Source organism: Myxococcales bacterium, assembly GCA_016706225.1.
Taxonomy (GTDB): domain Bacteria; phylum Myxococcota_A; class Polyangia; order Polyangiales; family Polyangiaceae; genus JADJKB01.
In genome coordinates this window covers 367,068-393,390 of record JADJKB010000022.1, presented here as the reverse complement: position 1 = coordinate 393,390, position 26,323 = coordinate 367,068, and the positions used below count along the sequence as shown (strand labels likewise).

The following is a 26,323-nucleotide window of genomic DNA, read 5'->3' as shown; positions in this document are numbered from 1 at the left end:
GGCGCGGGCGCTCAGTCATGAACCACCACCCGATTGCGGCCAAGGTGTTTGGCCTCGTACATCGCGATGTCGGCCTCCGCGAGCAGCGCATCGGCATCCGGATACCCTCGCTCGGGACCGGCGAACGTCAGCCCCACGCTCACTGTGAGGCGTGCGTCGCCTGCGAGCGGCAGATCGAGCCCCGCGATGTGGGTGCGCAGACGCTCCGCCAGGATGCGGGCATTCTCCCGCGTGACACGCCGAGTGAGGATCACGAACTCGTCGCCGCCCAGGCGTGCCAGGAGATCTGCGGGGCGGAGGACGCGCTGCATGGCAGCGGCGACGACCCGGAGCACCGCGTCCCCGACGTGATGGCCGTGGTTGTCGTTGATCAGCTTGAAGTGATCCAGGTCGATCAACAGGAGCGCCAGCGTGTCAGAGTGCCGCTCGGCGAAGGAAATCTCGCTGGTCATGCGCTCGATCAGGTAACGCCGGTTGTGTACCGCAGTCAGCGCGTCCTTGACGGTCGACTCGAACAAACGCCGGGCTGACTCTTCCTCGAGTTCGTCGGCCAAGCTCAGCTTGAGCACTGTGTAACCGCCCAAGCGAACGCGAGCTCCGTCTTCGATGCGAGTCGGGCTGCTGATGCGCTCATCGTTCACGAACGTCCCGTTGGTGCTCTGCAGATCTTCGACGAAGATGTGCTCGTCGCTCCGAAACACCCGTGCATGCAGCCACGACAACGCCGGGTCGTTCAGCACGAAGCTGGCTTGTTCACCCCGGCCGATGACGATGTCGTCCTCGTCGACGCGTGCGACCCGCCCCAGCGGATCTCCGCGCAGTACGGTCAAAAGGTGGCGGTCGCCGAGAGCCGCGGTGGGTGTGGTGTTCGGGCGCCCGGCGAGCCCAAAGTCGGTCGCCGCGCGCAGTTTGGTCGTACTCGTTCGACGCGGCCGGCGGGGTGGCCTGTCCATGGAACCTCCGTGCTCTCGCGCACCAATCATGACATCTGGAAACGCGGCAAGGCGCGTGCCTCGGGCGCTCCCGAGCTGAAGTGGTCGAATCTGTTGCGGTGAGGCCGAGTTTTGATGGAGCTGAGCCCGCAGGCTTTGCCGCAGCGCGCTCAAAGCGCGCTTTTTTGACGGTGAATTACCGCTGATTTCGGCTGCTGACCCACCTTGACGGGACGGGGCTCGATGCGCAGTCGCGGTGATCGAAAGCGCGAGCCCGAGGTCGCCGCGAGCTCACCAGCGTCGGTCCGGCGGGGCGTTCTTCAGCACCGCGTTGCCGTGCACCTCTTCGTTCGGAATGCTCCGGGAGAGTTGGTCGTACAGCTTGCGCATGCGACGAAAGTCGTCGGGGCGGGTCTCGGTCAGGTTCTTGCGTTCTTTCGGGTCGCGAACCACGTCGTACATCAGCCAGCGTTCATCGTCGCCGCGCGAGATCAGCTTCAAGTCTCCGTCGACGATCGCGCGCCGGCGATCTTGGAGATTGTCGCGCGGCAGGTCGATCACGATGGGACGAGCTTCGCCCAGTGTGCCGAAGAGCTCGGGTCTCAGGCTCTTGCCGCGGAGTGGCGGCTCGATGGCCACCCCCATCAACTCCAAGATGGTCGGGGCAAGGTCCAGGTGGCTGCGCGGAACGTCCAGCCGATGCGGAGTCGTTCCGGGCACCAAAAACATCAGCGGTACGTGGACCAGCGCCTCCCACAGCTCGTACCCATGTCGGATCTGTCCGTGCTCGCCGAAACACTCTCCGTGGTCCGCGCTGATGATGATGGCCGTCTGTGCGCCCCACGCCTGTTTCTGGATCCAGCTCACCAGCTCGCCGACCGATCGATCCGTCGACCAGACCTCCTGATCGTACATGTCTCGGGGTTCTTCCCCGAACACGGGAGCGTCGTCGTGCTCGATGTAGTCGTGGTGCGGATCCATGTAGTGGAAGTAGGCGAACAGTCGCCGCGCGCCGCTGGGGTCGGCGTTTTTCGCCAGGACCCGCTTGGCGGCGGCCGTCAGTCGCTCACTCGTCGGTTTGGGCTCCGGCGAGTTGTAGATGGTGCCCGGCAGCACGCTGTAGTCACTGAAACCCTGCTTCATCCCGTTGCCGAAGAAGTAGGCATGGGCGTGGGCCGCGACCGCGCGATGCCCCGCCGCTTGCAGTCGCTCACCCAGGAACAGGTTGTCGGAGTACCACTGCGTGAAGAAGTACCCGTTGCGCGGCATTTCACTGGCATACTTCCCGACCAGCAGCGGCGCCACGGAGCGCGCGGTGACGCTCGAGAGTGAATAGGCGCGGGTGTAACTCACGCTGCGCTTCTCGATTTCGGTCAGACGTGGGGCGATCTTCCGCCGATAACCGGCCCACGGCATGTCGGCTCTCAGGCTGTCGATCAAGATGAGCACCACGTTGAGCGCCGGCGAGGTTGCCGCATCCGGCCGCTCTTCAGCGGCGTCTGGGCCAGCATCCGGCATCGCGGGCGGGGCGCTGTTCTCGGGCGCAGCACGCGCAGGCGCGTTGCTCAGAGAGGCCTCCGGCGTCGTTTGCGGGCGGTCGTTGCTGGCCTCGGCGCCCCCGCGGCAGCCGATCAAGAGTGGCGCGAGCAGGTAGAATAGACGGCGCCGCACGATTCAGTCAGCGGATCAAACCCACGTTCCGGCGAGATTGCAAACGAGTCCGCGCGGCCCCTGTTCGTCGCCTGCGCTCGTGTGCACGCTCAGCCCAGGGCAGCCCCGTGCCGGGCTATCGCCTCCTGAACGAACTCCGGGTCGACGCCGAGCCACACCGCGCACGCGCCGAGCACCTCGACCTCCGCATCTGCGAGGTCCTCGTCGGCGAGCGCGATCGCGACCAGGTCTTCCATGATCTGTCGGCGTCGGCTGACTGGCAGCTTCAGGCAGAGTTTCTCGGCTGCGACGAGCATTCGCCGCTCGAACTCCTGGTCGTCGAGGTCCTCGATCAGCGCACCGTCCGAGAGGCGACCTTCGGGGCCGACGAGCTCGATGACCAGGTCGTGCTCCGCGTCCACGACGGTGCCGTCGGCCGCCGCAACGGCGACGCCGGCCAATGCCAGAAAATCCCCGAGCTCCCGGCTCGCGTCGTCCTGGTCGTCGACCTGAGTGTCAGCTGCCAGCTGCATGATGTCGCGGATCTCGCGCTCGACCGCCGCTCGGTCGAGGTCGCCGCCGCTGCGCCCAAGCGAGTCGTGAAACTGCCGCGCGCGCGCGAAGACATCCAGCGCCTTCAGGCGCAGCGGGCTGTACGGATGGGTACTGAACCAGTCCGCATCGGTCCCGCCGAGCCCCGTATGCTGCACGCTCGGCCCCGTGATCGGTTCGGGGCGAGGGCTGCTCGCGGCGCTCGGCTCCGAGAGCCCGCCGGTCAGCTTGAAGAAAGTGTGAACGGCCACGTCCGCGTCCTGGCAGGCCAGCAGTCCCACGCGGTCGGCGCTCAGCTCCGCGTAGCGCCGCCAGGCATGGTAGCGGGAGCGCAGGCTCGCTGACAGCAGCTCGCTCATGTGCGGCGCGTCCAGGCTGAGCGAAAAATGATCGAACAGGGCATGACCGAACTCGTGGCCCAGCACGAACGTGAGCTCGGTCGTGTCCAGGCGTTCGAGAGCGACGCGCGAAATTCCGAGCAAGACTCGGCCGTCATCGGCGGGAGTGATGAGCGAGAGCATGGGCTCCGCAATGCGGTGAACCGCCAGCGTGGCCTCGATGCCAAGGCGAGTCCGCACGTGTTCGACCGCCTGAAACAGCTCCGGCGCCACGTCGGCCGTCAGGGGCAGCGAAGCAAGAATGCATGCCCGACGCGCGATGGAGCTGTCACGGCAGGCCCGTCGGATGGCCTCCTGAAATTCTTCGTCGGCGGCGAGTGCGAGCCACCCTGCGCGGTCGTCATCCAGCATCAGCGCGTCCAGGTCGACGCGTGAGATCAGACGTTTTCCACACTCGTCGCTGCGCATACGACTCACCGCGGGGGAGAGCCCGGGGAGTTAGCACGACTGACGCGCATGGCCCAGGCTCGAGCTCACCATTCGAGCAGCTGGTAATGCTCCGGCGGTGTGCGGTTCATGTGGCCGTCGATGAACAGCAGGCTCGCCTGGTCTGCGGTCGCGAGTGTTTCCGGCAGGCCGGCGCGGTAACGAACCTCTCGACCGTCCGTGACCAAGTGGCGCGGCTCACCCGGGGCGGCTGCGGGACCGAGCGCCCACGGACCCAGTAACTCTCGGCACTTCTGATCCGCGATGTGCCCGATGACCTGCGTCAGCCCGAGCGGCAGTCGGCGCGGATCGAAGCGCCGCCCGAGCAGGGTAGCGAAGTCGCGGCTGCCGTTCCGAGGCAGGTCCGGGTTTCCCGGTCGGTGATAGAGCACACCTCCGCCTTCCCCGCCGCTGTAGCTGCCGGGTCGGTGGAGGTGCTCGATGCTGAGCGCCGCGCCGGCGGCGCCGCGGACCGCGCGGGAGAGGCAGTCGTTCAGGCGTGCAGCGACGATGCGGGCATCCGTCTGTTCGGCGGCCGACAGGCCTACCGCATCGAGGTGCGCGCGGGTCACGCCGGCGTGGCAGAAGAGCAGGCAATTGTCCGGCGCATATGCGAGCCGGAGGCGTCCCGATTCGAGCAGTGTCGCGACCAGCTCCCTCTGTGCGACGCTGAACGCCGACAGATCACGCGCGGCAAGCTCTGCCGTGGCCAGCCACGGATTGTCCTCGCACAGGGCACGCTCGAGCTCGGGATCGGGGGAGCCGTCGCGGTACGCCGCGAGCGCTTGAGTGTGTACGAGCTGGAACGTCGTGTCGTCCAGATCGAACAGCTCACCAACGCGTGCGAGGTCGTGGTTGCCCGCGATCAGCGTCACCTGATCTTCGGGGTGCGCAGCCAGCCACGCCAGAAGTGCCAGTCCGTCCGCCTGCGCCGCGGGTCGTTCAGAGGGGGTGCCCCAGTCGAAGTGGTCACCGATCGAAACCAGCGCCACGTCGGGCGCGAGCGAGCCGTCCTCGGCGAGCAGCCCGTTCTTGTCCAAGATGCGGAGAAAAGTTTCGAGGGGCGCCTGGGGATCCCCGACGGCGTAGCGTCGCGTGCGCTCACGTCCGTCGGTCGGGGCGCGGTGCCATGGCCCGGCGCCCGCCGCGCGGGCTGCGTGCAGCGCCCTTTCGACTCGCATTCCCGGAGCGTGCCCGGAATTGCCTGGCCGCGGCAGGTCTGTTGATGCCGCGGCGGTCGGCTCCGCAATTGATGCATAGAAGAGCAAGCTGAGTCAGGCCATTGTCCCACCTACACTGGTAAATCGCGGCAAAGTTTTGCGGCACGAACGCTGCTTCTCAGTCCCCGCTTGGGCACCCGCCTGGCGGGTCGACTCCGGAGGAAGCTCATGCGTGCTGGCTCGATCCTGTTCATGGGTGCGGCGGTGTTGGGGCTCGCTGCGTGCGGCGGCGGTGACAACGGCGAGCTGTTCAGCTCCGGTGGCACCGGGTCGGGAACGGGCGGCGCGAACACTGGTGGTTCGGGCACTGGTGGCGGCGGCACGTCAGCCGGAGGCACCTCGGGCGATGGCGGCGCGGGCAACATGGCCGGCGTGAGCGGCGGCGGCGGCGCCAGTGGTGCGGGCGGCGTCGCCGGCGGTGGCGCGGGCGGCGGCACGGGTGGCGTTGCAACGGGCGGCACCGGCAACGGCGGCAGCGGTGGCACGACCAGTGGCGGTGGCACGACAAGTGGGGGTGGCACGACGAGCGGCGGCGGCACGACGAGTGGCGGTGGCACGACGAGCGGTGGCGGCACGACGAGTGGCGGCGGCACGACGAGTGGCGGCGGCACGACGAGCGGCGGCGGTACGACCAGCGGTGGCGGCACGACGAGCGGCGGCGGCACGACGAGCGGTGGCAGTGGCGGAAGTGGTGGCGGCTGCACTCAGATCAAGTGGTGCAAGGACAATGACGGCGACGGCTTCGGTACGCCGTACGGGATGGTCACCTCGTGCAACAAACCCTCACCCGGCAACTGGATCGACGAGTCGTCGAAGGCGAATGCCTGCGCCGACTGCCACGACGGCAACAACAAGGTGTTTCCAGGCAGCACCAACTGCAGCGCCTCGGCGTACTCTACGAACCAAGGTCCAAGCTTCGATTACAACTGCGACACGCAGGAGAATTTTTGCTCGGACTATCCGAAAGCGGGCATCTGTGGCCCCGACCCGAACAATCCCGGGAAGTGTCTCGGCTCAGGCTACCTCCCGGTCAATGGCAGCAACGCCAAGAACAAGTACTGCGGCAGCAGTCAGATGCAGGACTGCGCCCCGTTCGGGACGGGCCTCGACGCGGGTACGCTAGGCTGCGCGCCGAGTGTGCACTCGGCGAACCCGATCACCTGCAAGTAACCACGCTGTCGAACCGAGCCTGCCCATCAGCGACGAGCGCGCGCTGACGATCGGGAAAATTTTCCTGGTCGGTTGGGACGCCTGAGCGGAGCAGGCAGCGCACATTTCTGTCTCGCGCCGTGAACAACTCAACGAGCCAGCTGTCGGAGTCGGCTGTGCACCGAGCTTTTCTTGCGCTGACGCTGCTGATTCCCGCTTGCGGGGGCCTGCCGCGCGGCGAGGCCCGCGGGCCCGCGCCTGCGATTCAGGCCCCCACCCCCACACCCGAAGCGCGACCCTCGGCAGAAGAGGACCTCGTTCCCGCTCCCGCTGCTCAGGCCGATGCGGCTCCCGCAGCTCCCGCGGCCCAAGCCCCACTCGACTTGCCGCGTGACCCCGTCGTGCGTCAGGCCAGCCAGGACTTCGACAGCGTCGATTCTGCCCTCGTGCTGCGGCGACTCGAAGCCGCGATCACGCAGATCGATCGAGACGCGACCCTCGAAGATCGCATGCTGGCCCATGCGCTGTTGGGGCGACTGCGCGATCGCGCAGGCAACACCAAGCAGGCGTCGGCCGAGTTCCAGAAGGTGACCGCATTGTGGTCGGACCCCCAGGCCGCAACGCGCGAGATCGGTGGTGACGCGCCGGACGAGCTGCCGGCCATGCGCCGACTGGGACGCGCGCTGACGGCGCTGGGCGAGGCGCTGTTCTTCGAAGCCGAACAGAAGGCCAAGCTCGCCGCAGCGCTGATACCACCGCGCTACCGCGGCGCCGGCACCAAGGATGCGAGCTTGCGCCACGTCACGGGCGACGTGAAAAAGTACGTGCTCACCCGGCGGGCGCGGGTCCAGGAGGCGGAGACCGCGTACCGGCGAATTCTGGAGATCAAACCCCTGCCGCCCCCGCACTGGGTGGTGCTCTCGGCCGAGCGGGTTGGTGCTCTGCACGAAGCGACCGCCAGGTCGTTGCTCTCTCTTCCGAAACCCAGCGCCCTCGGCAGCCGTGAGCTCGAGCTCCGTTACCGCGCCGCGCTGTTCGACCTGGTGGCCCCCGACATGAGGCGCGCGACCGACGCCTACCGCACCTGTGTGGACTACGCGGTCAAGTTCCGCGCCGGACCTGCGCTCGAGAGTCAGTGCAAACAACGCCTGTCCGCCGCGGCTACGGCGATGACACCGTGACCGCCTCGGGCTCGATCGCGCGCCGAACTTTTCGTGGCGGAAGCTCGCAGGCGTCGGTGCAGCGTCCGGTCCAGCGCAGACGGTTCGCCGCGAACTTCTCGTAGGCCCAGCCGAGCAAGTGCGAGATGCCCGGCATGCGCGACAGCCAGACGAGGGGGCCGAACCCCACCGCGCCGTACAGCCGCCGAAAGACCTCCACACCGTCGATGAAGCTGCCATCGGGCAGCCGTGCGTGGATCCGCCGCATCAGGCTCTCGTAGTCCATGCCCAGCGCCTCGGGCTCGAACTCGGGGCGGGCGATGTCCGTGAAGCGAATGCGCTGACGTCTGCGGTCGAGTCGCATGAGCATCCGGATCTCCCGCATGCAGAGCGGACACTCTCCGTCGTAGAAGACCTCGAGCTGGTGGTTCGATCGGGCGGTCACCGCTGTTGTTATTTCGCTCGGGCAGCGCAAACGTCAAGGCGGGTCACAGCGATTCGAGAAAAGCCACCAGGTCACTCAGCTCTTCCTCGCTCAATTGACTCGTGGCGCCGTGGGTGTCGCGCATGCCATGGCTCTCGTTGTGCCCGACCTGCCCGGGACCGAGCGCTGCATGGCCGGGCGTGGCGAGGGCTTCGCGCAGGCTTCGCGCTCGCCCATCGTGATAGAAGCGCGCGGCGCGATCCCAGATGCCCCTGAGCTGAGGCACGCCGAAATGTGGGCCGGCGGCGCTCTGCACGGCGAGCGGGAAGCTCTGCACGAACCCCTGGTTCATGCCGTTGGCGGGTTTTCCCGTGAGCGGGTTCGTTGCCGGGGTGATGAGCGGAGGGAAGCGGAGCGGCAGCTCCGAGGGGTTGAAGCTGTCGGAGAGAGTGGTGAGAGGCAACGGGTGGCACGAGTTGCAGCCCGTCTGCGTCGACGTGTAGAGGTCACGTCCCCGGCGCGCTGCCGGCAGATCGAGCGCGCGATTTGGATTCGGCAAGAGGCGCGGGCGTTGCAGCAAGAACAGCCCAATGGCCTGGGTCACGCCGGCAAAATCGAGGGCAATGCCCTCGCGCACCAGCGAACCGTCCGCGCCCGGGTACTCCGAATACAAACCGTCCCCGAAGCTCCTCTCGCGGGAGAGCAGCTCCAGCGCGGCGGCCTTGAAGTGTGCGTTTCGCAAGCCGTGCGGGCTACCGTAGGTTCGCGCCGCACACTCCGGCGGAGGATCGTCCTTGCAGTCGAGCACGTGGTTGCAACCCGAGAGCTTCGGGTCCGCCTGGCACGCCGACACACTCGGATACTTGCTCCAGATCAGCGGGTCGGACTCCTCGCAGCAGAAGTTCTCCTTGCGCGCGAACTCGTTGATCACGGGGAAGAAGTTGGTCTGGTCCATCGCCGTCTCGAAGAACCAGGGACGGGTATCGAATGCGCCGCGATAGGCCATGATCATGCGGGTGCCGAAGATGCGATCGGCCTGCAGGGGCATGGCCACCGCCTTCGCGATGTTGTCACCCTCGCGGTGGCAGTGCGCGCAGGTCTGGTCACCGTCGACCGTGAACGCGGCCGTCACGAAGTTGATCGCCTCGCCAATTTCCGCGTCCGTTGCCGGAAACTCGCCGTCCCGCACGTCGCCGACGAGAACCCGGCGCTCGTGGCCCGGCCCTGCCTCGAGGTCGAGCACGGTCACGTATTCGCCCAAGCGCTCCGCCACGTACGCGCGCTTTCCGTCGGGACTTTGTGCGATGCCGTACGGGTTCATGCCGGTGCGGAACAGGCCCCCGGATTTCTGCGCCGTGCTGAGCTGTCCGCTCGGCGCAATCTCGAAGGTCTGAACTTCGTTCGAGCCGCTGCACGCGACGAGCAGTCGATTCTCACGCACCGCCATCTGCTCCGGCAGCGCGCAGGCCACGAGCCAGGTCGCCTCGGGCGGCAGAAAATCGATGCGCGACGCGGGCCAATCATCCGGGGCGGGGATGGCGGCGCCCTTCTCCGGGTGAGCGCGATCGACGTCGCGGTAGTCGCGGCAACACATGCTGTCGCTGGTGTAGTTGAAGAGCCAGTTGCCCTCGTAGTCGAGGACGGCCAGCTCGTTCTGCAGATCCTGAAACGCCACGTTAGCGGTGCCGTCGCCGGGACTGCCGTCCCCGTCCGTGTCAAAACCCTGGTCGGGCAGGTGCTGGGTGCCACGACCGGAATGAGTGATGAAGAGACGTCCGTCGACGGCGGCGATGTCGCCAGGCGGTGAGCCGAGCTCGAGGCGGCGCAGCTCCAGGTTGCTCGCCGTGTCGATGATGCTCAACTGCAGCGAGGTCACACTCGTCACGAACAGCCGCGTTCCATCCGGCGAGACTGCGAGATCGCGGGGATTGTTCGGGACCGGGATGCCAGCGGGTGCCTCCGGTCGCGCGCTCGAATAGTTGTCGCCGCGGACCCGGAACTCGGAGCCGACCTCCAGGTCCCAGAAGAGCACGCTATCCTTCCAGCGATTGGTGAAATAGGCGCGTTTGCCGTCGGGGGTAAAGGCGACGTCCGTCGTGTACCAGGGGATCTCGACCTCTTTTTCCACCTCGTCCCGGGTCACGTCGATGACCGAAGCAAAGTTCGAGAATCGATTGGTCACGACCACGAACTTGCCGTCTGGGTGGGCGGCGATGCCGGTGGGTCCAGAGCCGACCGGGATCTTGTGCAGCAAACTCTCGGTCTCGGTGTCCACCACGGCCACGGAGGTGCCCGGCTCGTCCTCGACGCCCTGCAGGGTCACGTACAGCTTGCGGCCGTCGGGGGTGAGCGCGAGCTCGAGCGGATGCTCACGCCGCGGCTGAGGCGCCCACAGTGGATCCGACGGCCCGAACGGATTTGCATACGGCTCGAGGGAGCGCCGGGTCGGCATGCGCTCCTCACCGTCGGAGCAGCCCAGTGCCGCCACACACAAGAGCAGCGCGCCGCGCCTCATGGACCGCCGTCGGCCGCGCCGCAGCTCAGGCCGCCGTCCTCCTGTTGAATGCACTGGTCGTCGTCGCGCAAGGTCACGACGGTCTTCGTCGAACCGATACACCCGCCGGCCTTCGCGGTCAGGGTTATCTCCGTGCTCTTGCCGATGATGTCCACGACTGGCAGATCGTTGAAGAACACCAGGACCTCGTCGGAGCGCAGCTTGCCGCCTTCGTCGTGCAGCTTCACGGGCGTGTCGCTGAGGGTGTAGGGCTCCTGGCCCTCCACGATGATGCGCGCCGAGTGCTGCGCGCTCGTGGCCGACACGTCCCCGAGCTCGAGCACCGACTGGATGTACCGAAAGCCCTGAAAGCCGAGGGTGAGCTCGGCGTCGTCGCCGTCCTGGAAGAGCACAAAACCACCGCTGGCATCCCGATACCCAAAACCGAGCGTGAGAGTGCAGCTCGGTCCGGAGTCGGGTTTGTCGGCCTTTGTGTCGTCGGAAGCGCAGCCGCCGCAGCCAAGGGTGAGTGAGAGGAGAGCGCCGAGCCCGGTCGAGAGGTGTCGTTTCATGTCAGTACTCCGCTGTGGCGCCGATCTGGAAGATGAAGGCCCGCCGCCTGTGCAACGGCTCGAAGGTCTCGAAGTGCTGGTCGTACACGTCGGCGTGGGCCGCCAGTCGCAGCTCGTCAGTGAAAAGGACGGGACCTAGTCCCAGCTCCCCGCGCAAGCCCGCGAGCAGCGACCAGTTCTTCGACAACATTTTGTCGCGGCTGCGAAGCGTGGGGATGGTGCCGGGTGCCGAGCTGTAGTGCTCCCGGTAGAAGCTCGCTTCGCCTTGGGTGTAAGCGCGAAGGTCGAGCCCCACGATCACCTTGCTCTGGTCCGTGGCGTGCTGCGCCCCGAGGTCGCCGGTATGACTCTGCACACCCCAGCTGTCGCGGTAGAAGCGATAACCCCCCGAGACGAACCAGTGCCGGCTGAGCGCGCGGCGTACGCCCATACCGAGCGCGTGGCGCACGCGCCACTTCGGATGTTGCTCCGGGACGCTCACCTCCGTGCCGCTCGCCCAACTGATGGGCACGAAGCGGTAGGTGGAGGCCTGGAAGCCGCTCTGAGCCTGAAGCTCGTAGGCCAGGCTCACGACGCTGAAACGGTCGAGCACCCAGGACAGCGTCGGCCCGATGGAGACGAGCTCCAGATCGCGCCAGGTCGAGCGCGGCTCGCCCGCTCGCCCGACTCGGTCGAAGCTCGCGCGGACGTCGATGCGCTGCTCGAGCCTGCGCTCGAACCACTCGTAGGCGGTTCCAAGCAGCAGACCCTGGGAGCTGTAGTCCGGCTCGAAGCTGGGGATGTACTTGGCTCGAAAGCTGATCTCTCGCTCCGGTTTCCACAGCACGCCGGCGCTGAAGCCGTGTCGCACTTCGTGGTAACCCCGCGGTGACGCGGCCGTGAGCACGTCGACGCTCGCGGCGCTGATGATGTCGGCCTCGTAGCTGCCCTCGACGCTGACGCGGTCGTCGAGCTCTTGCCGAAGCGATGCTTGCGGCGACACCACCGTCAGCTCGTTGTCGTCCGCGTAGCTCGAGAGTGAGACAGCGGCGCGGTTGTCGGCGCGCGCGGGGGTACACACAGCCGTGAGCAGCAGCCACGCCCCGAGCGCCTGACGTGCGCTCACTTGCAGCCGCATCCGCCACCAACCTCTCCGCTCGCACCCGAGGACCCCTCGCGCGCGCCGAGCATGTGGGTGCGCGCCTTGGCCTCTTCGGGTCTGGAGTCCGGCGCCATGCAGCGGTGGGCCAACGTGCCGCGTTGCCAGGCATGGACCGGCGAACATCCGGCGCCGAGCGCGGCGAAGAGCGCGAGCGGGAGCACGAACAGGCTGCGCCTCACGGGTCACCGCCGTGTGTGACCCAGTCTTCGAGCTTCTGATACCGATCGTCGGAGCGGCCGTCGAACACCGCGCCTCCGCCGTGGTGCGCGGCGGCGTGTTCGGCCAGTGGCTTTCGTAGCAGCAGGCTCTGCGCAGTCTCGCCGCCTTCGGAAGCGAACACACAACTCACGACGTAGTTGTGCTCGAGCTCCGCCTCGGTCAACGGCTCGAGCAGGTGGGTGCGGTTCGGATCGATGCGGCGAGCGAGCGGGGCGTAGAGCGAAAATGGGCGATCCGGACGTGCATGGCAGCTTGGGTTGCTGCAGGTCTCGGCGAACAGCGGCTGGATCTTCGCCGTGTATTCGCCACGATCCAGCCAACGCACGCGTTCGGAGCCGTTCTCGATCGGCTCGCCGCACGCCGTCAGTGCGACGAACGCGCAGAGCACGAACGACCCGCGGAGCGCGCGGCTCATGGAGCAGCTCCTCGGTACGGGGCGCCGAGGTCCACCCAACGCACGAAGCTGAGGCGCTCCGCGTCGTCGAGGGGTGGTTCTCCCGGACACGCTTGCCCGTCGAGGGAACGTGGAGCACCCAGCTCACGCCCGAAGAGGCGCTCGATCAGGTAACTCTGGTGGGCGCTCGGAGTCTTGGCATCGACGTAAGCGTATCCACTGGCCGAGCCGGGGCCGACGCTGAGCAGCGCCAGGTACGCGGTGTCGAACGGCGGCGCGGGTGCGACCGTGAGATCGAGCCCAGCCTTTGGTGTTGCCTCGCCGTGACACTTCAAACACGAGCGCACGAGCAGCGGCGCAATGTCCTTGCTGAAGTCGATGCTGACGGTTTCGACGCCGACGGGTACGGGCGGCTTCGGGCGCCGAGGATCGCCGGTCTCGTGGGTCGCGAGCGTGACCGACGCCGCCGTGACGATGTCTGGTGCCGGTCCTCCCGCGTCCTCGGGCTTACCCGTGAGAGAGCCATGACAGCCCGAGCACAGGGCGGGGTAGAGCAGCGGCGACACACCTCCCGGAAACTTCTCTCCGGGTGCGACGTGGTTGAAGCGGTTGTGCTGTGCCCCGACTGCCATGTGGTCGGCGTTCAAGAACTGAACTCGGAAGGGGCGATCCGCGGGCACCGACAGGTACACCGAGCCGCCCTCGAGGGGCACCTCGCCCCAGATGCGAGCGCGCCCGTGGACACCTGCTCCGGTCGGCGACTTCAGCTGTTCCAGCGGAGTGACCGGCACACTCTCGATCAAACGCAGCGCAACCAGGTCATCACGCAGCGGCTTGTCTCCGCGCTGCGCGATGTTCGACATGATCGCCTCCAGCGTCTGCACGTAGCGGAAAGCGACCGTGCCGGTGGTCGTTGCACCGGAGGTGTCCCAGCCAGGTTTGTGGCTCGGGTCGTCCTCGAGCGGGCGCACCACGATCGGCTCGGCGTCGTATTCCGCCACCCCAGTCTCGTCGATGAGCACACCCTCGCTCGCAATCGTCGGTCCCCCAAGCTCTCGGCTCTCGCCGAGCGTCACCAGCGCCAGGCCAAAGTCGGGCGTCGTGTTCGCATCCTCGAGCTCGATGGCCGCCTTCACCCGGGACACGAGCAACCTGCCGTCCGGCAGGGGCACTGCATGCCGGTATGCACCACCCTTCGAGCTTCCGCTCGCACTCACGTCGTTGGCGGAGAGCTGGCTGAAGGCGTGGCGGAATCCGCCGATGGACGCCTGGTCAGCCACGGCTTCGGGCATGTCCGGGCCAAACTGCCGATCGAACACCACCAGCTGACCCGCGCGCCAGACGTTGTCCTTTCCCGTGAGCACACTCGAGAAGCGCCCATCAGGCAGCGCACGCGCTGCATACGTGACGAGCGGGCTCCGGGTGATGCCGTGATGGATGTGGATCTCGGGATCACCGTGGTACGCGCGGTTGTGATCGAGCGGCATGCGCAAGACGGGCGCCTCGAAGCGCCCGGAGAGGGTGCGCCGCATGCTGAAGGCCAAGGTTCCATACGACTTGCCGACGCCGAAAAAGCTGGGGGTCGACTCGGGGAACGGATCGTGGGTGATCTGACGGAGCTCGCCGGTCTCCGGATCGACGGACCAGATGTCGGTGTCGAGCTGATCTTGCCCGTCCGCCTGCTGCCCCGCGCGGGTCGACGCAAAATAGATGCGGCCGTCGGGGCCGTAGGTCGGCTGTGCGTTGGCGGCAGTTCCCCCGCCAGGTAACGCTGCCGCGTCGTGCGTCAGCTGTCTCGCGTTCTGACCGTCGAGCTCGATCTCCCAGATGTTGAGCGCCTCCGACGACTGCCGGCGCATGGCAAACACCACACGTTTTCCGTCGTGCCGCACGCTCGGATCGCGCACGTCGGCCGGCGCTGCGTGTGCGCTCGCGGTCAGGTTTCTCAGCTTTCCGCCCGGGCTCGGCGGTTCGAGCACCCAGAGATCGGAGCCCAGGACCTGGCTCGTGAACGCGAACGGTTTGTCCGGCGCCACGGGCCCGCGCACGAAGACGACGCCCTGAACCTGCGGCAGCTCTGGGCCGAGCGTCCGACTCCGCTCCGCATCGGCCCACGCCGTGATGGCCTTCACTGCCGGATCGTCTGCGCCGTCGCCAAAGAAGATGTCGTTCCCGCCACGATGGCTGATGCCGCCCTTCTCGATGGGCACGACCTTTCTCACCAGGCGCGACAGCAGCGGATCGCCGCCCAGGAACAGGTGCATGCGAGCGGCGTGATGGTTCTTCCGCACCGCGGCCGCGCTGAACACGGGGCCGTTGCTGAGCACCACCGGCGGCTCGAAGTTGGTGAAGGGTGCCACGACGCCGTGGCAGCCCTCGTTCATGCACTGACGGCTCTCCAGGCTCGGCAGCACGGTGTCACCGAAGAGGCGTTCCTCGTCGCTCAGCTCGTCGGCCTCCGCACCCTCGCCACCGTCGGACTCCTCGCGGATCCACTCGAGCATCGTGCGGTAGTCCGCGTGACGTCGGCTCGCGAACTGAACTCCACCGAGGTGTGGCACTCCGCCTGCGGCAACCGCGACGGGGTTGCGCAACAACGTCGAGAGCTCTGCGACCTCACGCGTGTTGATGCGCCGCTTGGCTGCCTCGTAGGCCTGTGAAGGATCGGCGATGGTGCCGCGCTCGGTCAGCCTCACGTGGAAGAACGACCAATCGATGACCTCGCCTCGGGCCTCGGCGTCGTGGGTGACGCCGTGACAGACCGAGCCGAGGCAGGTCTTCTCCAAGATCGGCGCGACGTCGTGGTCGAACCGCTCGCGGGCGGACGGGGACCCACACGCCGTCGCGGACAGCGCCAGGGCGGGCCAGAGCCAGGTGAGCGCGGTTGCCTTGGACATGCGTGATCGCGAGGTTTCCGGTCAGCTTGGACCGTCGCGAACCTGCTTCCCGGAACCCTAGCGCTCCGCTTCGGGACAGGGGCTGATGGACGTCAAGTCGAACGCCCTGCTTCTCGCGCGGCACTTCGTGCGCCATCCTGGGTCGCATGCCCCAGGTTCAACGAGGCGCGTCACGCGCCGCAGCTCTCCTCCTGTCGTTTGCCTCGCTCGCCTGCGGGCAGAGTGATCCGGCGGTTGCGAGCGGTGGCGCGGGTGGTGCGGGGGGCGCCGGTGGTTTCGGGGGTGGCGGTTTCGGCGGCGCTTCCGGCAGCGGTGGCGGGAGCTGCTCGACCGCTCCCGCCGTCGTCAGCTTCATCACCGACGACGGCGTGAAGCTCGAGGCGGACGACTACCCCACGGCCGAGTCCGGTGGCCCGAGCGTGGTGCTCCTGCACATGATCCCGCCCTCCAACGACCGGTCGAACTACCCCAAGGCCTTCATCGACGCGCTGCTCGCGAAAAAGATTCGCGTGCTCAACGTGGACCGTCGGGGTGCCGGCGCCTCCGAGGGAGTCGCCACCGAGGCGTACCAGGGCGACAAGGGCAAACTCGACGCGAAGGCCGCCATGCAACACTTGCTCGGAGGGGTGTGTCCCGTCGATCCGTTTCGCATCGGCTTGGTCGGGGCATCAAACGGCACGACGACAGTGCTCGACTACACGCTGTTCGCAGGAGCGGGCATCGAACCCTTCCCGAGCGCACTCGTGTTCTTGACCGGCGGAACGTACACGGAGAACCAGGCATCCATCAGCGCTCAACACGAGTTGCTCGATCCGCTGCCCATCGATTTCGTGTTCTCCACGACCGAGAGTGCCTGGAGCCTGGGTTACAAAACAGGGGCTCCGAGCGCGTGGCGCTTCTCGGAGTGGGACCCCGGCGATCACGGCACCCTGATGTTCGAGGCACGCCCCGAGAGCATCGATGCCGTGGTCGGCTTCCTGAACGAGGTGTTGTGAGGCTGGCGCCTCACTCGCAGAGCGCGAACAAGAACGAGCTGGTGTCCGCGTACGCCTTGCCCTTGGCTCCGCTCGCTGATGCCCAGCCGTATTTGTAGGCGCTGCAGGTCTTGCCCGGGGCGGTGACCTCCATGCTGACGGCGCCCGGAGTCACGCCGCCCCACACCGCTCCGCCGCCCTTCGTGGTCGCCGTGAGGGTCTGATCCGGCACGTTCTTCTCGGTCGTGTACACGGGCCCGACGCCGGAAGCGGGAGTGATCGTCACTGTGGCTCCCTCGAGGCCCAGGGTCTTGCCGGCCGCCGCAGGGTCGGGCATCAGCACCGAGACTGCGAGGCTGGCCTTGGTCACGTCGTAGGTGCCCGCGCCGGCCGCTGCGTAGAGAAGTCCCGCGGTTGCATCGGTGACCATGGACCCGTTGTAGTCAGCGACCGGATCGGCCCCGATGGTCATGAAGGTCGCCGAGTCGACGAAGCCATCTTTTGTCGCGCGTAGCTCGAGCTCTGCGCCCACCGGCAGCCCGGCGAGCGTGTACTTGCCGTCGCTGGCGCTGGTAGCGCAGGTGATCTCCTTGTGCCCGTCCACACACAACATGACCCCCTCGAGCGGTGTCGAGCCGCTGATCGCGAGCTCGAACATCACTCCCGAGTACTCGACGGTGGCCCCGCCACCACCCCCGCCCGTGCCGCCGCCGCCGCCTTCGTCGTCGGAACCACAGCCGCTCGTCGTCGCGGCCAAGACAGAGAGCAGAGCAACACGGACCAGCGCGCAGTCGAGTGATCGAAGCAACATTTTTGTCCCCTTTGCGCGGGACCCTATCACTCAGGGTCGAGCCGCGCGCAACTCGGGGGTGAAACCCGACCAAAACCGCTCGACCTACTCCAGGCCGAAGCGGGGTGGGCGCATGCCTCGGCCTGCTTGCGTCTGCAGATGATCGGCCAGGGTCTCGAACGCAATTTCGTCCGCAGTGCGCGCCGGGATGTCCAAGAGCTCGGCGCAGCGCTTCAGGAACGCACGCTCCGCCGGCGACAGGCGGCCATCTGCGGCGGTCACATGGGCGATGCCGCGCAACAGATCGTAGCGCTCGGTCCCTGCGTTCTCGCGCAGCCAGGCGGCGCTCTTGGCCAGCATTTCTTCGGCCTCGGTCCGGCTCTTGATGCGCGCGACCTCGGCCTCTGGATCCGCCGACACCGGCAGCAGCAGCTGTACGAGCGTGTTCCAGCCGGCGTCGTCGATCTCCAGGTCGCCGTCGGCGTACGCCGCCAAGAGCCCGGCCGCCAAGATGAACTCCCGGGCGTTGATGTCGAGCGGTTCGCTCGGTGCGTAGTCCATCAGCCGCGCGATGCTCGCGACCTCCTCGTCGACCTCGGCCAGGCTGCGTTTGCCGTCGCGGGTTTCCCCAAAGAGCTGCAAAGCACGCACGCGGATCGGCGTGGCCGGATGACTGAACTGAGCAAACAGCTCGCGCCGATTGGATTTCTGCAACGACTCGAGCTGCTCCAAGATCGCGGCGATGTCGAAGCGCAGGTGCTCCGGCCCGAGGCCGCTCTGCAACTTGAAGAACGCGCTGACCGCTACCTCGAGGTTGCCGTCGACCACCGTGAACCCGGCCCGGTCGGCGCTGATCTCTGCCAGGCGGTCCCAGCTCTCGAGCCGCCGCATGAGCAGCGGGGGTGCCTTCAGCTCGCCGTCGCTGCCGCGTCCGAACGCTGCCTGCGCCAGGCGCGCCCGATAGTGACGGTACGCGAGGTGGCCGAGCTCGTGACCCAGCACGAACGAGAGCTCCTGGTCCGTCATGCGCTCCACCAACGCGCTGGTCAGCGTGAGCACGTGCGGCTCGTCGTCGGACACCCGATGCATGGCTGCCGCGTTCACCTCGGCGTCCTGCCCCACGAAGAACTCGAGCGGCTCGTCGAACCCGAGCCGCGCCTGCGCGGCCTCCAGCAGATCGACCAGGCGTGGCGCGATCATGCGCGTGAGCCGCAGCTCGGAGGCGAGCACCGCTTCGTACATGGACCGGATGCCCCCCGAGCCCACGAAGTGATCGATGAGCACGTCGAGCCCGAAGCGCTCGAAGAGCGACTCGATGAGCTCTCGCTCCGGGCCAAAACGAATGGGGTCGAGCACGGCGCTCACCCGACATGCGTATCACGCCTGGCGCCCCGCCGATTCGCTTCTCGGAGTCGCTCGAGCGCTGCGCTTGGGAACGGGTCGTGGTCCGGTTTTCGCGCTTGGCCCGCGGCCAAAGCGACTACTGTGAGCCGAGCATGGCGCGCGGTCGGCTGGTTGGGTTCTGCCTTGCCCTGACCGCCTGTGGTCCGCCGATGCGCCCGGCTCGCACCCACCACGACCAGGCGCCGAGCGAGCGCGAAGAGAGCGCGAGCCAGAGCGTGGAGGACGCGGACTGCGGCTCCGCGATGAGCCTCGTGTTCCCCGGGGTGGCGCAGCTTTGTCAAGGGCGTACCGCCGAGGGGGCAACCCTGGTCACGCTCGGCGCGGCCGAGCTCGGCACCGGTGTCGCTGTGGGGCTCAGTCGCAAGCGAGGGTTCGACGGGTTCTCTCACCCAGCGGCGGCGGTTCCGCTGGTGGCGTTCCAGAACGTGTATGCCTACGCCTACGCGGATGCGCTGTTCCAGGAGCAGCTCGCTCGACGTTTGTTGTACGTGCCAGAGGACACGCCGGGCGAGCTCTTGCTGGCGCCGTTCAACAAGAACGTCGTCGGGCACATCGACGTCTGGCTGGGCACGCTGGTGACGCTCGCCCTCGGCGTCACGTTCTCTGCCATCGTGGACGAACAGCTCACGACCGATCACCTCGGGGAGGACACCAACCTGTTCGGACGCAGGTTCCCTCCCCAGACCGGCTACCCGCTCGTCGGGGGCATCGGCGCAGGACTGTTCAGTCACGTGGCGATCGGTGAGGAGTCACTCTTCCGCGGGGTCTTGTTGTCGCAGATGGCCCGTGAGAGCGGACCGACAGCCGGGCTGGTCGGCTCGAGTGTCGTGTTCGGCGCGGCGCACGCGCCGAACGCGCTGGCGCTCCCGCACGAACAACAGTTGCCGTACCTGCTGTTCGGTGTGCCGTTCATCGGCGTACTCGGCAGCTATCTCGGCGTGAGCTACCAGGCACACGACTACAGTCTGGCCGCGCCGGTTGCGATCCACTTCTGGTACGATTTTCTGCTGAGCGCGACGTTCTTTGCGCTCGATCCGCAGCACTCCCCACTGGCGGCGAGCGTTGCCGTGCCGTTCTGAGCGGGGTTTCAGTGTGGGTCGAGATCCTCGAGCCCGTACAGGTTGGCGGTCGTACCGAGGGGTGCGCTCTGCCAGCTGGCCCCTTGATCTTCGCTGCGCAGGAGCAGCCCGGACGCTCCCGCCAAGAACTCCCGCACACCATCGTGCGTCAGTAGCGCCGCGTTCAGCCTGAGCGCGCTGCCGGTGTTCGCGACACTCCAGTGTCCGCTCGCATCGCGTCGCAGCGCGGTTCCCGCGTCGCCGGCGGCGATGGCCTTCGACCCATCGGGCGCGACGGCCACGGCGTGCAGTGGGGCTGCTGCCGTGGCCTCGACATGGAAGGTCTGACCGAGATCGGTGCTGCCCCAGATCTGGCCCTTCGAGTCGACGCTGAGAATGAGTTCGCCTCCCGGTGCCACGGCCACCGCGCGCAGATCGCCGGCTCCGGCCAGAGTCTGCCGGCTGAAGTGCGCGCCCAGATCGGTCGACCGCAGCACGGTTCCGGCATCACCAACGATCACGAACAGATCGGCGTTCAGTGCGCTCGATGCACCCCGCAGCGAGCTCGTCACTCCGCTGTCCACGAGCTTCCAGTCTTCGCCTCCGTTGATCGAGACTGCGAGCACCCCAGCGTCGCCCGCAGTGACACCGGTCAATGTGCTGGTCGCAAAATGCAAATGGTCATGAGCAAAGTGAACACTGCGCAGCGTGAGCGTCGTCCCGCTGGCTTGTGTCTGCCAGGTTTGCCCGCCGTCGCGCGTACGACCGATGAATCCGCTCTCGCCGACGGCCCAGCCGTCGAGGTTGCCGACGCAGGTGACGCCGAAGAGATCGTACGCGTTCAGCACGCGCGTGCTCCAGCTCACACCATCGAAGGTCTGCGCGAACGTGCCGTCTTCACCGACTGCGGCTTGCCATCCGCTCGGTGTCCCGGAGTCATTCGAGCTCTTCTTCTTGTCGTCGTCGTTGCCGCAGCCCGCAACCAGGCCGAGCGCCAGAGAAACCGCCATCGCCGACTTGATCGTCGTCATGTCTCGCAGGGTACGCGGCTCGGGTTCGGGTGGCATCTGGGGGGCGCGCCTGCGCTCGCTGAACGAGCGACTCGGTGAAAGCTTCAATAAATTCAACTGTATGGGGACGGTGTGCGAATTTGTGGGCCGATGTATGTTTTTGTGCGTGCGCGCCGCGTCGATCGGAGCTACACCCTGCTCCGCCATGGCAAACCGCACCTCGTTCCTTGGGCTCGCGGCCAAGCTCGCCGCAGTTTCGTTCCTCTCGACCGCAGCCTGCGCTGCGCCGACCGAGTTCCACGACGATGCCGCCGGCATTGGCGCAGAGCCTGCGCCGCCCGTGCAGGACAACGTGTCGGGGAGCAACGTGGCGACCGGGCTCGCTCCCGGAAGCGCGGGCGCAACGGGTAGCGGTGGCGGTGGAGGTCAAGCTGGGGCCGCTGGCGCTGCGGGCGCCGCAGGTGAAGCCGGCGCTGGCGGAAGCGGTGGCGAGCCGACCAAGACGGCCGGTCTCGAGGGCTCGTGGAGCTTCGAAGATATCGGCGCGACGACCGTCAAGGACGAGTCGGGTAACTCCCACCACGGTTCGCTGCTCGGCAGCGGCGTCAGCCAGGTCAAGGGCGGCAAGATTGGCTCAGCGGCGAGCTTCTCCGGAGGCGACGGGCGCATCACCATTCCGAGCTCGAGCTCGCTGGACTTCGTCAAGGCGGCGACCATCGAGTTCTGGGTCAAGCTGAGCAGCCTGACCGCGGGCACCATCGTGTCGCGCACCACCGCGGGTGGCGACGGCGTCCGCATCCGCACCAGCCAGGGCAACGTTCAGGTGTCGTTCGTGCGAGCCAGCATGGGCTCGGCCATCGTAACCAGTGACCAAGGCGTGCTGAACTCGGGATGGAATCACGTTGCCGCGGTCAACGACGGCGCTTCACTGCGGCTGTACATCAACGGCAAGCTGCACCGCACGGAGACGGGCGGACAGCTCGGATACGTGGTGGGCGACCTGGTCGTTGGCAAGAACGGCTCGGGCGATGTGGCGTTGAACGGCTACGTGGACGAGCTCAACTGGTGGTCGGTTGCGCGCTCCGTCGAAGAAGTGTGCAGCGACGCGGGTGGCAACTGGGTCGGTGGCGAATGTTCGCTGTGATCGGCATCCCGCGTCCGCGTCCCTGGCGAAGCGAATAGCTCTTTCTGGGTCGGCGTGGGCGCTCGCGCAGGCCGGCGCCGAGTGCCCATTTTCCGTGGCAGGGTTGCAGCGTGAGTGACGAAAGCCCGCGTCTCGCCCTCGAGCCGATTGGCATCGTGCGTTCACCGTTCACCGAGCCGTCGAGCGCGCCGCGTCAGCCCGCTGCTGCTCGCGGGGTCGAAGCCCGCATCGAGCTCACGCCCGGCCGCGGCTTCGAGTTCGCGCTCTCGGACATCGAGACCTGGCGTTATCTCTGGGTCCTGTTCTGGTTCGACCGGGCGGAGGGTTGGCGAGCCAAGGTTCGTCCGCCGCGGAGCCGCCAGCGTCGCGGAGTGTTCGCGACACGCTCACCCCACCGGCCGAACCCCATTGGCCTCTCGGTGGTCGAGCTCGTGCGGGTCGACGGACTCACGCTGCACGTGCGTGACGTCGACATGCTGGATGGCACACCCGTGCTCGATCTGAAACCCTACGTCGCCTACACGGATGCGGTGGCGGACGCGGGCGCCGGCTGGCTGAAGGCGGAGGCCCAGCAAGATCCCGGACCGCGCTGGGAGGTCAGCTTCGCGCCGCGGGCGGCCGAGCAAGCCACCTTTCTCGCGTCTCGGTACGACCTGGACCTGACCGCGCCCGTGACTGCTGCGCTTGCGCTGGGCCCGGCGCCGCACCCCTATCGGCGGATCAAACGCGCCGGGGATGCTTTCTCGTTGGCTGTGAAGGACTGGCGTGCCCGCTTCACGGTGGAGGGCTCGAACGTCACTGTCCTCGGGTTTGCGACGGGTTATCGCGCGCGCGAGCTGAGCGCCTCGACCGACCTCGCGCTCGAGCCCCACCGGAGCTTCGTTGAGGTATTTGGCTATCCGGGCGACCTCGCATAGCCGCGAGCTACCGCATGAATTACACTCCCCCCTTCGACCCAGTTCTTTTCGCCGGAGTCCAGGCATGAGCCGAGCGGCATTCTTTCTTCACACCAGCGCGGTCATCAGCTTGGCATGGCTCAGCGGCTGCGCGGTCTCCGACGACAGTCTGTTCAACGCTGACGCCGGGGCGGACGCGACGCCGGCGGGTGGCTCGTCGTTCGGCGGCAGCTCTCCGGGCGGAACGAGCAGCGGAGGCCTGGGGGCCACGGGCGGGACGGCAACCGGTGGCTCTGCGTCAGTCGGCGGCACGAGCTCCGGGGGTGGTGGAGCCGGCGGCTCGAGCACTGGCGGAACCGGCGGCTCGAACAGCGGTGGTGCTGGCGGAACCACGACTGGCGGAACCGGCGGCGTCGCTTCCACCGATTGCTGCGTCGAGCACTCCACCAAGGGCTGCAGCAACACCGCGGTGCAAAACTGCGTGTGCGCCAAGGACTCGGTCTGCTGCACCTTCCAGTGGGACAAGGGTTGTGTCAGCGAGGTCAAGACCCTCAACTGCGGCAGCTGTGGCAGCGGCGGCTCCGGGGGTTCTGGCGGCAGCGGCGGCTTCGGCGGGTCCGGTGGGACCAGCGGCTTCGGTGGTTCCGGTGGCACGGGTGCCGTGAGCGGAAGCGACTGCTGCGTCGTTCACTCCACCCCGAGCTGTTCCATTCCGTCGGTAGCGAGCTGCGTCTGCGCGGCGGACTCGTACTGCTGCACGTACGACTGGGACAGCCTGTGTGTCAGCGAGGTCTCCTCGGAAGGCTGCGGCACCTGCTGAGCCGTGAGCCCGGTCGCAGACTCGACTGACAAAGTGTCTCGACGCCCAAGGAGCCGTGGCTGGCCCGCGTCACATTGACGCGAGCCCCCAGCGCCCATCCCACTTTTCCGCGGCATTCCTCCGCGGCATGGGGCTTGCTGAGAGCAAAGCCCAATATGCCTGGATTTGGTCGCCCAACCCGTCGCCCTTTCACCTGGCTCGAGCTGATGCTCGCCGGAGCCATCACGCTGGTCGTGGTGACCGGGGCGGCGTTCCTGTTCGGCCCACGCTCCCACGTGGACGAGTCGGATCTGGCAGTTCGAGACGCTCAACACATCCGCGAAGCCGCCCTCGAGTGGCGGGAGCAAAATCCCAAGGGTTGCCCCACGCTGACCCAGCTCAAACATGAACATCAGCTCGCCTCCGAAGCGCGCACCGACGATCCCTGGGGAGGTCGTTATCGCATCGACTGCTCTCGCGACGGTCTGGTCATCGTCTCGCCGGGGCGTGACGGCACGCCCGGAACCGGTGACGACGTGCTGGTGCCGAGGACCTGAAGCTCAGGCCGCGCGATCCTCCGGGAGCTCGCGGAGTGGCGCTCGCCCCGGCGGCGCCGTGAGCATCGCCTGGGACAGGTAGGGGATCGCCAGCGGGACCAGATCGATGGAAGGGTCGAGCTGTTTGCCCAGCCCCTCCGCCACCAAGAGTGCGATGTTGACCACCGTGAACGACGGATCGATCTGCACCCGGTGCCGCCGCAAGATGTTCATCATGCCGCTCACCGCGCGGCTGATCTCCACTTCACCGAGCTTCTTCTCGCTCAAGGTCGCGATGTTGGCGACGACGTCCCGCTCGAAGCTGGCGTAGTCGCCGCTGCCGACGGTCGGTGCGTTGACGTAGAACAGGCGCGCACACTCGGCGCCGTTCTGCTGCGACAGCGCCAGGAAGGTCTCGACCCAGGGCCGCAGCAGATCTGCCGGGATCTCGCTGACCAGACCCAGATCGATCAAAACGACACCGTCGTCGGGGGTCAAGATGATGTTGCCCGGGTGCAGGTCCGCGTGCACGAAGCCGTCGTTGAAGATCATCTTGAGCACCGCTTCGCCACCGAGGCGCGCGAGCTTCGTGCGATCTCCGCCCACCTTCTCTGGCTCGGTGGCCTTCACTCCCTCGATGAACTCCATGCAGAGCACCCGCCGCGTGCACAGCTCGGCGTACAGAGTCGGCACACCAACGTTGGGAACGTCCGCGAAGTTCTTGGCGAAGCGGCGGTTGTTGGCGGCCTCCTGGCGGAAGTCCAGCTGGGCGTGCAGTGCCTGACCAAACCGCTCCACCGAGCCGGGTAGCGACAGCATGCGCAGGGACTCGATGCGATTGAACAGCCTGGCCCAGAACCCGAGGATGCTCAGGTCGCGTTCGATCTGGGCCTGAGCGTCGGGCCGTTGGACCTTGAGCGCGACGGACTGGCCACTCCGCAGGCGAGCCCGGTGAACCTGCGCAACGCTGGCGGCCGCAACCGGCTCGCGGTCGATGGTCTCGATCAGCTTCGCCTGGGCTTCGTCGAGCTCCTGCTCGAGCACGCGCTGGACGGCCGAGAACGGGGCCGGAGCCACGCTGTCTTGCAGCTTCGCCAGGGGCTCGATGATGCCAGGTCCGAGCAGATCCGGGCGGGTGCTCAGGATTTGTCCGAATTTGATGAACGTGGCGCCGAGACGTTGCAGGAGGTGCGCGACGGCTTCCCCCCGTAGTCGCTCCACGCGCACAGCGTCGAGGCGCCCGCTGATGACGCGGCGTCCGGCGTAACCGACGAGCGCGAGCGCGCAGACCCAGAGAATGTGGAGAAAGCGCAGCCACAGTGAGAAGAGTCGAGCCACTTTACGGGGTGGACTCGACGGCGTTGTCGCGATCCCGATCCGTCGACCGCGCGGCCCGCCGTCCACACTCGCGCACGCCGGCGACGATGATGCCGACGATCACGATGATCACGTACCACTCCCAGCGGCGTCGCTCGACGGGCTTCACCAGCGGTCGGGACGGGATGCCGGATAACTCGGGGCCCGGGCCGATCGCCGCCTGAATCACGTTCCGGCGTTGCTCCCCGCGCACCGGCGGAGTGCCCTGAAACGTCAGCCAGAACGGGGTAGCGCTCGCCTGGGAGTCGCGCGACGCGCCGTAGAGCTGCATCGCGGTCGGTAGATCGGTGCGCAGCCATCCTGGCACCTGAAACGTCGTCATCTTCGTGGCGCAGGCCGCGCACTCGAGCACGTCGTCGGTGCCGGGCTCCACCAGCATGATTTCAGCGCGGCACTTGGCGCAGCTGGGCGCAGCCATCGTGTAGCGTGCAACCAGCTTGCCCTCGGGGGTGGCCTGCTCCGCGACGCGGGTGTCGTGGTCCGTCGGCGGCAGATCGAAGCTCTTCTCGTCGATCTCCGCGAACAGATGCGCCCAGCTCGCGCTGGTGAGCTCGACCGGCTCACCGCAGGCGCTGCAGGCCGAGCGGAGCACGGGCGCACCCAGACCAACCGGCCGTTGACAGGCCGCGCACAGAGCTTCGATCTCCAGGCGCACGGGGCGCTCGATGGCGGCGCGGGGAGCGTTCGACATCGGCCGGGGACTATAG

Annotated in this window: 24 protein-coding genes; 8 read left to right on the top strand and 16 right to left on the bottom strand. The window is 67.3% G+C overall.

Features of this window, described 5'->3' with window-relative positions:
- Positions 1–11 precede the first annotated feature (11 nt).
- From IPI67_32810 to IPI67_32795, 4 genes are all read right to left on the bottom strand, one after another.
- Complete coding sequence (locus tag IPI67_32810) at positions 12–953, bottom strand: GGDEF domain-containing protein (GenBank protein ID MBK7584958.1); 942 nt, start codon at positions 951–953, stop codon at positions 12–14.
- Between the two features lie 270 nt (positions 954–1,223).
- A complete protein-coding gene (locus IPI67_32805) occupies positions 1,224–2,603 on the bottom strand; it encodes a sulfatase-like hydrolase/transferase (GenBank protein MBK7584957.1) in 1,380 nt (459 codons plus the stop codon).
- An 89-nt stretch (positions 2,604–2,692) separates the two neighbouring features.
- Positions 2,693–3,949, bottom strand: coding sequence for a M48 family metallopeptidase (locus IPI67_32800; protein MBK7584956.1), 1,257 nt, complete (start codon positions 3,947–3,949; stop codon positions 2,693–2,695).
- 56 nt (positions 3,950–4,005) lie between these two features.
- Positions 4,006–5,139, bottom strand: coding sequence for a metallophosphoesterase (locus tag IPI67_32795; GenBank protein MBK7584955.1), 1,134 nt, complete (start codon positions 5,137–5,139; stop codon positions 4,006–4,008).
- 207 nt (positions 5,140–5,346) lie between these two features.
- Between IPI67_32795 and IPI67_32790 the strand changes: the two genes are divergently transcribed.
- Complete coding sequence (locus IPI67_32790; protein MBK7584954.1) at positions 5,347–6,348, top strand: hypothetical protein; 1,002 nt, start codon at positions 5,347–5,349, stop codon at positions 6,346–6,348.
- Positions 6,349–6,728: 380 nt separating this feature from the next.
- Positions 6,729–7,508 (top strand): hypothetical protein, encoded by a 780-nt coding sequence (locus tag IPI67_32785; protein ID MBK7584953.1) that lies wholly within the window; start codon positions 6,729–6,731, stop codon positions 7,506–7,508.
- On the opposite strand, the gene IPI67_32780 is transcribed toward IPI67_32785, so the two are convergent.
- From IPI67_32780 to IPI67_32750, 7 genes are all read right to left on the bottom strand, one after another.
- Positions 7,489–7,872 (bottom strand): DUF393 domain-containing protein, encoded by a 384-nt coding sequence (locus tag IPI67_32780; GenBank protein MBK7584952.1) that lies wholly within the window; start codon positions 7,870–7,872, stop codon positions 7,489–7,491. The genes IPI67_32785 and IPI67_32780 overlap by 20 nt on opposite strands.
- 103 nt (positions 7,873–7,975) lie before the next feature.
- Positions 7,976–10,426: a hypothetical protein gene (locus IPI67_32775; GenBank protein ID MBK7584951.1), complete on the bottom strand. Its 2,451-nt coding sequence runs from the start codon at positions 10,424–10,426 to the stop codon at positions 7,976–7,978.
- Positions 10,423–10,977 carry a hypothetical protein gene (locus tag IPI67_32770; GenBank protein MBK7584950.1) on the bottom strand — a complete coding sequence of 185 codons (555 nt, stop codon included), beginning with the start codon at positions 10,975–10,977 and terminating at the stop codon, positions 10,423–10,425. Before IPI67_32770 ends, IPI67_32775 begins: the two co-directional genes overlap by 4 nt.
- 1 nt (position 10,978) lies before the next feature.
- The gene (locus IPI67_32765; GenBank protein MBK7584949.1) at positions 10,979–12,094 is read right to left on the bottom strand and encodes a DUF3570 domain-containing protein; all 1,116 of its coding nucleotides are present in this window, start codon (positions 12,092–12,094) and stop codon (positions 10,979–10,981) included.
- On the bottom strand, positions 12,079–12,297 hold the full coding sequence (locus tag IPI67_32760; GenBank protein MBK7584948.1) for a DUF4266 domain-containing protein: 219 nt from the start codon (positions 12,295–12,297) through the stop codon (positions 12,079–12,081). The genes IPI67_32765 and IPI67_32760 overlap by 16 nt, the downstream gene beginning before the upstream one ends.
- On the bottom strand, positions 12,294–12,752 hold the full coding sequence (locus IPI67_32755; protein MBK7584947.1) for a hypothetical protein: 459 nt from the start codon (positions 12,750–12,752) through the stop codon (positions 12,294–12,296). Before IPI67_32755 ends, IPI67_32760 begins: the two co-directional genes overlap by 4 nt.
- Entirely contained in the window at positions 12,749–15,628 is a 2,880-nt protein-coding gene (locus IPI67_32750) for a PD40 domain-containing protein (protein ID MBK7584946.1), read from the bottom strand. Before IPI67_32750 ends, IPI67_32755 begins: the two co-directional genes overlap by 4 nt.
- 146 nt (positions 15,629–15,774) lie before the next feature.
- On the opposite strand from IPI67_32750, the gene IPI67_32745 reads away from it, so the two are divergent.
- Positions 15,775–16,623 carry an alpha/beta hydrolase gene (locus IPI67_32745; protein ID MBK7584945.1) on the top strand — a complete coding sequence of 283 codons (849 nt, stop codon included), beginning with the start codon at positions 15,775–15,777 and terminating at the stop codon, positions 16,621–16,623.
- 10 nt (positions 16,624–16,633) lie between these two features.
- On the opposite strand, the gene IPI67_32740 is transcribed toward IPI67_32745, so the two are convergent.
- Positions 16,634–17,413, bottom strand: a complete 780-nt coding sequence (locus IPI67_32740; GenBank protein ID MBK7584944.1) for a hypothetical protein — start codon at positions 17,411–17,413, stop codon at positions 16,634–16,636.
- Positions 17,414–17,497: 84 nt separating this feature from the next.
- Complete coding sequence (locus IPI67_32735) at positions 17,498–18,757, bottom strand: M48 family metalloprotease (GenBank protein ID MBK7584943.1); 1,260 nt, start codon at positions 18,755–18,757, stop codon at positions 17,498–17,500.
- Positions 18,758–18,888: 131 nt separating this feature from the next.
- Between IPI67_32735 and IPI67_32730 the strand changes: the two genes are divergently transcribed.
- Positions 18,889–19,875: a CPBP family intramembrane metalloprotease gene (locus tag IPI67_32730; GenBank protein MBK7584942.1), complete on the top strand. Its 987-nt coding sequence runs from the start codon at positions 18,889–18,891 to the stop codon at positions 19,873–19,875.
- Between the two features lie 8 nt (positions 19,876–19,883).
- Here the strand turns inward: IPI67_32730 and IPI67_32725 are convergent, their stop codons facing one another.
- On the bottom strand, positions 19,884–20,885 hold the full coding sequence (locus IPI67_32725) for a hypothetical protein (protein ID MBK7584941.1): 1,002 nt from the start codon (positions 20,883–20,885) through the stop codon (positions 19,884–19,886).
- Positions 20,886–21,069: 184 nt separating this feature from the next.
- On the opposite strand from IPI67_32725, the gene IPI67_32720 reads away from it, so the two are divergent.
- The 4 genes from IPI67_32720 (at position 21,070) to IPI67_32705 (ending at position 24,260) form a co-directional block, all read left to right on the top strand.
- Positions 21,070–22,008, top strand: coding sequence for a LamG domain-containing protein (locus tag IPI67_32720; GenBank protein ID MBK7584940.1), 939 nt, complete (start codon positions 21,070–21,072; stop codon positions 22,006–22,008).
- Between the two features lie 110 nt (positions 22,009–22,118).
- A complete protein-coding gene (tsaA, locus tag IPI67_32715) occupies positions 22,119–22,925 on the top strand; it encodes a tRNA (N6-threonylcarbamoyladenosine(37)-N6)-methyltransferase TrmO (GenBank protein ID MBK7584939.1) in 807 nt (268 codons plus the stop codon).
- 64 nt (positions 22,926–22,989) lie between these two features.
- Entirely contained in the window at positions 22,990–23,724 is a 735-nt protein-coding gene (locus IPI67_32710) for a hypothetical protein (protein MBK7584938.1), read from the top strand.
- Between the two features lie 206 nt (positions 23,725–23,930).
- The gene (locus IPI67_32705) at positions 23,931–24,260 is read left to right on the top strand and encodes a hypothetical protein (protein MBK7584937.1); all 330 of its coding nucleotides are present in this window, start codon (positions 23,931–23,933) and stop codon (positions 24,258–24,260) included.
- Between the two features lie 3 nt (positions 24,261–24,263).
- Here IPI67_32705 and IPI67_32700 read toward each other — a convergent pair whose 3' ends face one another.
- Positions 24,264–25,577, bottom strand: a complete 1,314-nt coding sequence (locus tag IPI67_32700; protein MBK7584936.1) for an AarF/ABC1/UbiB kinase family protein — start codon at positions 25,575–25,577, stop codon at positions 24,264–24,266.
- Position 25,578: 1 nt separating this feature from the next.
- The gene (locus tag IPI67_32695; GenBank protein MBK7584935.1) at positions 25,579–26,307 is read right to left on the bottom strand and encodes a hypothetical protein; all 729 of its coding nucleotides are present in this window, start codon (positions 26,305–26,307) and stop codon (positions 25,579–25,581) included.
- Between the last annotated feature and the right edge of the window lie 16 nt (positions 26,308–26,323).

What these genes read in the sequence shown, in the direction of transcription:
- IPI67_32740 (MBK7584944.1), bottom strand. Translation starts at nt 17,413, where the DNA reads ATGTTGCTTCGATCACTCGACTGCGCGCTGGTCCGTGTTGCTCTGCTC.
- IPI67_32745 (MBK7584945.1), top strand. Translation starts at nt 15,775, where the DNA reads ATGCCCCAGGTTCAACGAGGCGCGTCACGCGCCGCAGCTCTCCTCCTG.
- IPI67_32810 (MBK7584958.1), bottom strand. Translation starts at nt 953, where the DNA reads ATGGACAGGCCACCCCGCCGGCCGCGTCGAACGAGTACGACCAAACTG.
- IPI67_32725 (MBK7584941.1), bottom strand. Translation starts at nt 20,885, where the DNA reads ATGACGACGATCAAGTCGGCGATGGCGGTTTCTCTGGCGCTCGGCCTG.
- IPI67_32750 (MBK7584946.1), bottom strand. Translation starts at nt 15,628, where the DNA reads ATGTCCAAGGCAACCGCGCTCACCTGGCTCTGGCCCGCCCTGGCGCTG.
- IPI67_32755 (MBK7584947.1), bottom strand. Translation starts at nt 12,752, where the DNA reads ATGAGCCGCGCGCTCCGCGGGTCGTTCGTGCTCTGCGCGTTCGTCGCA.
- IPI67_32770 (MBK7584950.1), bottom strand. Translation starts at nt 10,977, where the DNA reads ATGAAACGACACCTCTCGACCGGGCTCGGCGCTCTCCTCTCACTCACC.
- IPI67_32730 (MBK7584942.1), top strand. Translation starts at nt 18,889, where the DNA reads ATGGCGCGCGGTCGGCTGGTTGGGTTCTGCCTTGCCCTGACCGCCTGT.
- IPI67_32720 (MBK7584940.1), top strand. Translation starts at nt 21,070, where the DNA reads ATGGCAAACCGCACCTCGTTCCTTGGGCTCGCGGCCAAGCTCGCCGCA.
- IPI67_32695 (MBK7584935.1), bottom strand. Translation starts at nt 26,307, where the DNA reads ATGTCGAACGCTCCCCGCGCCGCCATCGAGCGCCCCGTGCGCCTGGAG.
- IPI67_32795 (MBK7584955.1), bottom strand. Translation starts at nt 5,139, where the DNA reads ATGCGAGTCGAAAGGGCGCTGCACGCAGCCCGCGCGGCGGGCGCCGGG.
- IPI67_32775 (MBK7584951.1), bottom strand. Translation starts at nt 10,426, where the DNA reads ATGAGGCGCGGCGCGCTGCTCTTGTGTGTGGCGGCACTGGGCTGCTCC.
- IPI67_32705 (MBK7584937.1), top strand. Translation starts at nt 23,931, where the DNA reads ATGCTCGCCGGAGCCATCACGCTGGTCGTGGTGACCGGGGCGGCGTTC.
- IPI67_32790 (MBK7584954.1), top strand. Translation starts at nt 5,347, where the DNA reads ATGCGTGCTGGCTCGATCCTGTTCATGGGTGCGGCGGTGTTGGGGCTC.
- IPI67_32710 (MBK7584938.1), top strand. Translation starts at nt 22,990, where the DNA reads ATGAGCCGAGCGGCATTCTTTCTTCACACCAGCGCGGTCATCAGCTTG.
- IPI67_32780 (MBK7584952.1), bottom strand. Translation starts at nt 7,872, where the DNA reads ATGCGGGAGATCCGGATGCTCATGCGACTCGACCGCAGACGTCAGCGC.
- IPI67_32765 (MBK7584949.1), bottom strand. Translation starts at nt 12,094, where the DNA reads ATGCGGCTGCAAGTGAGCGCACGTCAGGCGCTCGGGGCGTGGCTGCTG.